Annotated in this window: 1 protein-coding gene, 2 tRNA genes and 2 rRNA genes; all 5 read right to left on the reverse strand. The window is 52.9% G+C overall.

The window, feature by feature from the left end; translation table 11 throughout:
• A 23S ribosomal RNA gene (locus tag HKX24_RS17525) occupies positions 1 to 376 on the reverse strand; the annotation flags it as partial.
• A gap of 414 nt (positions 377 to 790) precedes the next feature.
• On the reverse strand, positions 791 to 1,705 hold the full coding sequence (locus tag HKX24_RS17530; protein WP_271692383.1) for a glycosyltransferase family 2 protein: 915 nt from the start codon (positions 1,703 to 1,705) through the stop codon (positions 791 to 793).
• Positions 1,705 to 1,780, reverse strand: a tRNA-Ala gene (locus HKX24_RS17535). The genes HKX24_RS17530 and HKX24_RS17535 overlap by 1 nt, the downstream gene beginning before the upstream one ends.
• Positions 1,781 to 1,807: 27 nt before the next feature.
• Positions 1,808 to 1,884: transfer RNA gene (locus HKX24_RS17540), tRNA-Ile, on the reverse strand.
• A gap of 137 nt (positions 1,885 to 2,021) precedes the next feature.
• A 16S ribosomal RNA gene (locus HKX24_RS17545) occupies positions 2,022 to 2,094 on the reverse strand; the annotation flags it as partial.

Raw genomic sequence — 2,094 nt, forward strand, 5'->3', positions numbered from 1 at the left:
GGCTGGTCCCCGTTCGCTCGCCGCTACTAGGGGAGTATCAATTGATTTCCTTTCCTCCGGGTACTTAGATGTTTCAGTTCCCCGGGTTTGCCTTTTTAAGCCTATATATTCAGCCTAAAAATACCTGGTCTTGCTCATTATTAACTGCGCCGCTGCCTGCCCCAGTGCCGATCCGAAGGATCGGTGTACCGACCAAAGGTCGGCGCGGAGCGGACATTGCGAAGCAATAATAACAAAGTATCAGGTGGGTTGCCCCATTCAGAAATCCATGGATCAAAGCTTATTCTCAGCTCCCCATGGCTTATCGCAGAGTATCACGTCTTTCATCGCCTCTTACTGCCAAGGCATTCACCAAACGCCCTTTTCGCGCTTGATTTGATCCAGAAAAAGCAAGACTTAGCGCCTCGCGCGAAGATCAGAAGCTGGTAAGAAACTGATCCTCTTATTCTGCATCAAAAGCATACTTTACCCGCCCAGACTGTCGTCTGGACAATGAGCGATGCAGATAGCGAACCGTCCGTGCAGGAGGTCAGCGTCACCGCTCTGGTTAGTGTACTTGACTTGGACAACATATTCGTTTCAGCCGCGATATGCCTGAAAGACCGAGGAAACAGTCCGTCAAACACCGGCCCCGAAGGGCAGCAACTGAGATCATCACCTAACGCGGTGAGATCAAACATGTTGTTAGTATCTCTCTTTACGATGTCAATCACGTCCATCCGAAGGATGTCACGCAAACGTCCAGATTGGACGAGCAAAAGCGCCGTAGCGCTCTTGCTGATCTAATCTATCAGCAGTTTTCGAACCACTTTGGGAGGGTCGTCCGAAACGGGAACTTTACCGATCTGGCACGCAGCACGTTAAGCTTCTCATCTCGAACCGGATCGCGCTTGATCCGCCGATAGGCGCGCCTTTCGGCTAAGGGCCAGTCCAGCTCGTTCAACTCTCGAAAAGCGTCGTAAAAGCGGGAGGCATCTTGATCTGCCTGCGCCCAAGCTTTACCGGGAAGACCTTTGCTACCAGCGTTGCCAACTAGCGTCCGATGCTGGTTTGCATCGATAAGTGCTGCGCTGTTCGCGTATTTGAGATGAACCAAGTAAACACCTTTGGGAACGGTGAATGGCGTGTCATCCAAACGCTCAGGAGTAGTTTGAATGCCATGGCGCACCAAATGCGTTCCACGTCGAACCGCCCAAGCTTTGCTGTAGTGCCCGGAGAAATGCGCCTCACGCCTGTAGTGCAGGACGTTAGCCTCCGCAGTTAGCGTAGGATCGCCCTCCATTTCAGCGAGGTTCATTCCCAAAGCAAAGAGTGCAGATGCTCTCTTGCGTGAGGCGAACAGGTCGCTGATATTTGCGTAACGTTCCGGGTCGAAACAAATCAGTTCATCCGCATCCGTGCGGATAACCCAGTCGTATAGCCCACCCAATCCGTCCTGAAGGCCGTTCAGCAGCTGTCCACGAACCCGATCGAAACCAGTCAGGTCACCGCGCGGCACCGTGATCACATTCGCCCGTGGGCAAAGCTCAGAAACCTTCGGATCACGACCATGGGACAGGATGTAAAGATGTTCCGAACCTAGGTGCCGTGAGTAATGCGCGTACCATTGTGATAACGCCCAATAATCGCGGTAAACCATTGTGATCGCACAAATCTTCATGCCTTCTTTTAATCCGTGCGGAACAGAGGCGGCAAGAGAATTCATGGTGGAGCCTAGGAGGATCGAACTCCTGACCTCCTGAATGCAAATCAGGCGCTCTCCCAGCTGAGCTAAGGCCCCAAAGGGGTTCTGCAACTGCAGAAGCGATGGTGGGTCGAGGAGGACTTGAACCTCCGACCTCACGCTTATCAGGCGTGCGCTCTAACCACCTGAGCTACCGACCCATACGGGCGGTAGCCCGTGTTCTATTGTCTGAAGAGATATGAGGACGGCTCGGTTCTATATATTGACCGGCTTTGTTTGCCGATCTGCTAAGTGTTCCACGAGTTGAGCGTGCTCAACTGGCTAGGAACATCCTTAGAAAGGAGGTGATCCAGCCGCAGGTTCCCCTACGGCTACCTTGTTACGACTTCACCCCAGTCGCTGATCCTACC

The sequence above is a fragment of the Sulfitobacter sp. M85 genome (genome assembly GCF_029285915.1).
Classification (GTDB): Bacteria; Pseudomonadota; Alphaproteobacteria; order Rhodobacterales; family Rhodobacteraceae; genus Sulfitobacter; species Sulfitobacter faviae.